Origin of the sequence: Streptomyces sp. NPDC048420 (assembly GCF_040651535.1) — a bacterium.
In the GTDB taxonomy this organism is placed as follows: domain Bacteria; phylum Actinomycetota; class Actinomycetes; order Streptomycetales; family Streptomycetaceae; genus Streptomyces.
Window position 1 is genome coordinate 107,255 of the sequence record NZ_JBEZKG010000027.1, and the last position, 6,136, is coordinate 113,390.

Annotated in this window: 4 protein-coding genes and 1 pseudogene; 2 read left to right on the forward strand and 3 right to left on the reverse strand. The window is 71.5% G+C overall.

Annotated elements, in window-relative coordinates; genetic code table 11:
* Positions 1 to 36 precede the first annotated feature (36 nt).
* A pseudogene (locus AB0D34_RS38310) lies at positions 37 to 424 on the forward strand (glycoside hydrolase family 95-like protein); the annotation flags it as partial.
* Positions 421 to 1,626, forward strand: coding sequence for an SGNH/GDSL hydrolase family protein (locus AB0D34_RS38315; protein ID WP_362670550.1), 1,206 nt, complete (start codon positions 421 to 423; stop codon positions 1,624 to 1,626). The pseudogene AB0D34_RS38310 and the gene AB0D34_RS38315, both read left to right, overlap by 4 nt.
* A gap of 7 nt (positions 1,627 to 1,633) precedes the next feature.
* Here AB0D34_RS38315 and AB0D34_RS38320 read toward each other — a convergent pair whose 3' ends face one another.
* The 3 genes from AB0D34_RS38320 to AB0D34_RS38330 all read right to left on the reverse strand — a co-directional run.
* The gene (locus AB0D34_RS38320; protein WP_362670553.1) at positions 1,634 to 4,573 is read right to left on the reverse strand and encodes an AAA family ATPase; all 2,940 of its coding nucleotides are present in this window, start codon (positions 4,571 to 4,573) and stop codon (positions 1,634 to 1,636) included.
* Positions 4,574 to 4,721: 148 nt separating this feature from the next.
* On the reverse strand, positions 4,722 to 5,075 hold the full coding sequence (locus tag AB0D34_RS38325) for a UBP-type zinc finger domain-containing protein (RefSeq protein WP_362670555.1): 354 nt from the start codon (positions 5,073 to 5,075) through the stop codon (positions 4,722 to 4,724).
* Positions 5,072 to 6,136, reverse strand: a 1,065-nt coding sequence (locus tag AB0D34_RS38330; RefSeq protein ID WP_362670557.1) for an ATP-binding protein, incomplete at its 5' end; no start/stop codon positions are given. The genes AB0D34_RS38330 and AB0D34_RS38325, both read right to left, overlap by 4 nt.

Genomic DNA, 6,136 nt, shown 5'->3' on the forward strand with positions numbered 1-6,136 from the left:
TCACGCCATCGACTCCGGTGGCAGGCCCCCGCCGACAACCTCCGCCCCCTCCAGCGGCGGCAGCAACGGCACGGCCTTCGACCTGTTCGACATCTACGAGGTGGAAAGGGGCCGCGGAATCTTTCAGATCGACGCCAACCTGGGTACTCCTGCCGCGATGATCGAGATGCTGCTCTACTCCCGCCCCGGCCACCTGGAACTCCTGCCCGCCCTGCCCGACGCCCGGGCCGCCTCCGGCTCCCTGTCCGGAGCGAACGCCCGCGGCGGATTTGTCGTCGATCTACGCTGGCGGGATGGGAAACCGACCGAAGCACGGATCCGCAGCGTCGGCGGCCGCACCACGACGGTCGCGTACGCGGGAAGCACCCGCACGGTGACACTGAAGCCGGGTAACACCGTCACCCTGAAGGGCTTTGGTCGATGAGGCGCCGGATCACCCGCGGGGCCCGGCTGCTTGCCGTCACCGTGGCGGCCGCCGCGCTCCAGGCCACGCCCGCACCCGCCGTCGTCAGCCCGCCGGACGGGGTGATCACCTGGGGCACGAGCGCCTACCGCATCGGTCTGGCGGACGCCGACCGCGGCTATCGCATGGTCGTGCACACCAGCGTCGGCGGCCGGGACCCGCGCATCCGGCTCTCCAATGCCTTCGGGGACCAGCCGGTGACCTTCGACAGCGTCTACGCCGGCCTCCAGCTGAAGAACGCCGATCTGGTGCCCGGCACCAATCGCCGGCTCACCTTCGACGGGTCGTCCTCCGTCACCGTGGAACCCGGCGCCACCGCCTACAGCGACCCACTGCCCGGGAAGCTGGCCGCCGAGTCGAACCTGGTCGTCAGTGTCCACACCCCGGGCGGGGCGGGCCCGGTCACCGGCCACTGGATGGCCTTGCAGACGTCGTACTCCACCCACGGCGACCACACCGCCGAGGAGAGCGGCACCCACTGGACCGAGACCGTCGGATCCTGGTTCTACCTCGACGCCGTCTCGGTGCGCACAGCCGCGGCCACCGGTGCCGTGGTCGCGCTCGGCGATTCCATCACCGACGGCTGGCAGTCCACGACCGACCGAAACCGCCGCTGGCCCGACTACCTCGCCCGCCGGCTCCAGAAGGCGCACACCACGGTCAAGGGCGTGGCCGACGAGGGGATCGCCGGCAACAAGGTGCTGGCCGACGGCTCCGGACCCAGCGCCCTGAACCGGCTGGACCGGGACGTCCTCTCCCAGCCGGGCGTGCGCACGGTGTTCCTCTTCGAGGGCGTCAACGACCTCAAGGCGCACACCGGTGTCACCGCACCGGACCTGATCGGCGGTTACCGCCAGATCGTCGACCGGGCGCACGACGCTGGGAAGTGCGTGGTCGTCTCCACCATCGCCCCCTTCAAGGGCTGGCCGGAATGGGACCCGGCCGCCGAGGCCGTACGCCAGGAGGTCAACGCGTTCATCAGGAGCCACCGCGAGGAGTTCGACGCGGTCACCGACTTCGACCGCATCCTGCGCAGCCCCTACGACCAAGAGCGGATGCTGCCCGCCTTCGACGGCGGGGACCACATCCACCCCAACGACAAGGGGATGCAGGCGATGGCCGACGCCGTCGACCTGAACAGCCTGAACTGCACACGGCACTGAAGGCCGGTCAGCCGTCGGCCGCCGTCTCCGGGGTGATCAGCCCCTGCCGGTAGGCGACGGCCACCGCCTCGGTACGGCTCGCCGCGCCCAGCTTGGCGAGGATGTTGGAGACATGCACGCTCGCCGTCTTGCCGGTGATGAACAGCTCCTCGCCGATCTGCCGGTTGCTGCGACCCCTGGCGAGCAGCCGCAGCACGTCCTGCTCGCGGGCGGTGAGCAGGGACGCGGTGGGCGGGGCGTCGGCCAGCCGACCGCGCCTGATCAGCTCGTCCACCTGCTCCAGGAGCACCTTGGCGCCGAGCCGGGCGAACACCTCGCGAGCCGCACGCGCCTCGGCCGCGGCCTCCTCACGCCGCTCGGCGGCGAGCAGGGCCTCGGCGTACCGCAGCCGGCAGCGCGCCGGCTCGTACACGTCACCGAAGTCGAACGCGGCGACCGCCTTCGCCCAGGCCTCCACGTCCGGCCCCGACACGGCCCGCGTCCACTCCGCCTCGGCCCGCGCCAGCCACGCCTGCCCCTCCGGGCCCTGCGGCACTCCGCCGTGCACGGCGAGGGCCCTGGCCGGCTCCAGCAGTTCGGTCGCGGTATCCGCCCACCGCCGCGCTCCTTCCTGGTCTCCCTTCAGACGCAGATCGGTGGCCCGGTCGGCGACCGCGGACAATGCGAGGGCGGCCAGCCGGACGGTGACATGGGGAGGCGTGCCCGTGTCGTCGGTCAGCGCCGCGACGGTGGATCGCATCCGCTCCACGGCCTCCTCCGCATCGCTCCGCAACGCCGCCGCCTCGGTCAGCGCGATGCCCGCGACGAGCGTGGCCATCCAGTCGAACGGCCCCTCCAGCAGCGTCCGCGCCCGGTCGGCGGCCTTGAAGTCACCGCGCGCGAGGGCCACGTAGAGCGCGGGGGCGACCCTGTAGCCACCGGACGCGGGCAGCACCTCGGCATCGGTGCTCGCCGCCCGGACACACTCGTCCCAGCGGCCCAGTGTGTACAGCACCACCAGATGGAGATAGCGCATCTCCATCGGATACGGCGACGACAGCAGCCCGGCCCTGCGAGCGCGGTCCAGTCCCTCCGTGATCCAGGGCAGACACTCGTCCAGGTGCCCGGACTCGAAGGTGCCGATGGCGAGATTGAACAGGGCGCGCACCTCCACCGGCGCGTTGCCCGAACTGCGGGCCAGCTCCCGCGCCCGCCGCAACCGCTCCCGCCCCTCCACCGAGCGACGGCCGTCGCCCTCGAGGACCGCCAGGGAGATCAGCAGGTCCGCCTGGGCGTCGATCACGCCCATCTCCTCCGCCCTTGCGAGGGCCTGGCGCGCGACCCGCAGCGCGGTCTCGTTCTCCCCGACGTGGCGGGCCGCCAGCACATGTGTCGCCGCGGCCCACACCCAGGTACGGGACGGGGGATCGGCGGGGATCATGTCGAGCGCCTCGCTGCTGTAGGCGAAGGCCGCGGTGAGGTTGTCGACGGTCATCAGGTTCCCGGCGAGCGTGTAGCGCACCCGGGCGGCGAGTTCGGAGTCCGCCTCCTGACCGACGCCGGCCATCGCGGCCCGGGTGAGCGAGACCGCCCGGTGCAGTTCGCCGGTGTGCGCGGCCGCCGCCGAGGCCCGCAGCATGAGCCGTACCCGGTCGACCCCCTCACCCGTGGGCCGCGCGGACGCCTCCACCGCCGACCACAGGTCGAGGGCCGCCTCCAGGTGCCGTAGCTCCTCGGCGGGCGCCCCCACCCGCAGCGCGTGGTCGGCGGCCTCCAGCGAGGCGGCGAGGGCGGGGGCCAGATCATGGCTCTCCCGATAGTGATGGGCCCGTTCCGCCGCGCTCTCGGCCCGGTTCCCCCGCCCGTCGAGCAGCCGGGCGAACGCCCCGTGCAGCCGCGCCCGCTCACCCGGCAGCAGGTCGGCGTAGACGGCCTCACGGGCCAGGGCATGCCGGAACGCATAAGTGTCCCCGTCACCCGGCACCAGCACCTGCCGCCCGATGGCCTCCCGCAGCGCGGCCTCCAGCTCCTCCTCGGGCAGTCCTACGGCGTCCCGCAACAGGTCGTGCTCGACCCGCCGCCCGGCCACCGCGGCGGTACGCAGCACCTGCTGGGCGGTGTCGGAGAGCTGCTCGAACCGGATCAGCAGCACGTCGGCGAGCCCGCTGGGCACTCCACCGTCCCCACTACCGGTGGCGGCGAGCAGTTCCTCGGCATAGAAGGCGTTGCCCTCGGCCCGCTCGACGATCCGCCTGACCGTGGTGTCCGGCAGCGGCCCTTCCCGCAGCGCCCGCACCAGCCGCGCGACCTCGGCGTCGCCCATGGGCCGCAGCTCCAGCCGCTCGACGGCGGGCAGCCGCACCAGCTCGGCGAGCAGCGGACGCAACGGGTGACGCCGGTGCAGGTCGTCGGCCCGGTAGGAGGCGAGCACCGCCAGCCGATGCGTGGGCACCCCGCCGGCCGCCCGCTGCAAGATGCCCCGGCTGAGCAGAAACCGCAACAGATCCCGTGACGACTGGTCCGCCCAGTGCAGATCCTCCAGGACAAGCAGCAGAGGAGCGATGTCCGCCAGATCGGCGAGCAGCCCCGCGATCCCCTCGAACAACCGAAGCCGCCCACCGGAATCCCCTGGAGAACCCCCTCCCAGCAACCGCTCCACGGCCGGATGGGACGAGACGACACCGGAGAACCGCTCATCACCTGCCAGTACCCCCAACACCTCGGTGAACGGCAGATACGGCAGCCCGACATCCCCGAGGTCGACACAGTGCCCGGCGAGCACGGTCATCCCGCCGGCAGCCGCCCGTCCCATGACTTCGTCGAGCAACCGCGTCTTACCGACCCCGGCGTCCCCGGCGACGAGCACAGCCCGAGCCTCCCCGCCCCGGGCCCTTTCCAGCACCCCGGAAAGCCGGTCAAGCTCGTCTTCACGCCCGATGAGAGGCGCACTGATGGAGATCTGCGACACGCATACATCCTGGCACTTGGCACTGACAGCGGCGTGATCTGCCCAGGGGCGCGGGGCTGTGTCAATATGCGGCTCCGCCGCGGGGGCGCGATCAACCACACACGACCCGCACCCGCCGTCGCACCGATCGTCCCGAGCTCTCAGGCGCTCATCGCCGCAACACCCGCGCCCAATCAGCCGGCACCCGCCCCTCCGGGCCAGGCGCCGGCTGCCCCACCGGATGACTCCCCGGCGCAGCCAACTCCGGCCCCGCCTCGAACATCTCACCCGTCTCGAAGTTCCAGAACCACTCCTCACCCGGCTCGAAGCTCTGCACCAGAGGATGCCCGGAATCCCGGAAGTGCCCGGTGGCATGCTGCCCCGGCGAGGAGTCACAGCACCCCACGTGCCCGCACTGCGCACACCGCCGCAGATGGAACCACCAGCCGCCCGCCGCGTCGCACTCCACACACCCGTCCCCGCTCGGCGGCACGCTCGGGTCGATCCCCTTGACGTCGGTCATTCGGACTCCTCGGTCGTGTCGTTGTCCACGGCGGTCAGCGGAAGCAGCACCTGGAACCGGGTATCGCCCGGCGAGGACTCCACCTGAAGCGTCCCGTGGTGCTTGTTGACCACGATCCGCCAGGAGATGTCGAGCCCGAGCCCCGTGCCCTCACCCACGGGCTTGGTGGTGAAGAAGGGGTCGAAGATCCGCCCCCGGATGTCCGGCGGCACTCCCGGCCCGGTGTCCCGGAACTCCACGAGCAGCCGGTCGTGTTCGAGAGCCGTCCGGACGGTCAGCGTCCCTTCGCCGCCCACGCTGTTGATGGCCTGCACCGCGTTGTCGATGAGGTTCGTCCACACCTGGTTGAGCTCGGCCGGGTAGGCAGGAATCCTCGGCAGGGCCCGGTCGTACTCCTTGACCACCTTGATCTGCCGCCCGATCTTCCCGGACAGCATCAGCAGGGTGCTGTCGAGGAGTTCGTGCACGTCGGCGACCTGGTACGGTGCCCGGTCCAGCTGGGAGTACTGCTTCGCCGCGTCGACGAGATGCGAGATCCGGGCCGTGGAGTCGTTGATCTCGTCCATCAACAGCTCGGTCTCGACGGTGTAGTTGAGCCAGCCGATGGCACTCGGCAGGAGCTCCTCGTCCAAGGCGGCCGCGACCTGGTCCAGCCAGTCGACGTCGAGGCCGGCCTGCACGAAGGTCGGCGCGATCCGCCAGCCCTCCTGGATGCCGTGGTCGTCGAGCCAGTCGCTCAGCGTGTCCTCACGGTCCGACGCCTCCAATGGGCTCAACGTCGGTGCCTTCGCGACCCGTTCGGCCGTGCGCTCCTGGATGTCGATGAGGTTGGCCATGACCTCGGGTGCGTAGTTCCCCTGCGCGATGACGGCGAGCTTGTGCCGCATCTTGCCGACCCTTTCGCGCAGGGTCGCCGTCGCGCGCACCGCCGCCGCGGCCGGGTTGTTGAGCTCATGCGTGAGCCCCGCGGACAACGAGCCCAGCGCCAGCAGCCGTTCGCGCTGCCCGACGGCCCGCTGGAAGGCCTGCGAACCGAGGAAGAGCCCCTCCAGGAGATGGAC

Excerpts from the sequence above, each read along its gene's own strand:
- AB0D34_RS38315 (WP_362670550.1), top strand. The coding sequence starts at position 421 with ATGAGGCGCCGGATCACCCGCGGGGCCCGGCTGCTTGCCGTCACCGTG.
- AB0D34_RS38325 (WP_362670555.1), bottom strand. The coding sequence starts at position 5,075 with ATGACCGACGTCAAGGGGATCGACCCGAGCGTGCCGCCGAGCGGGGAC.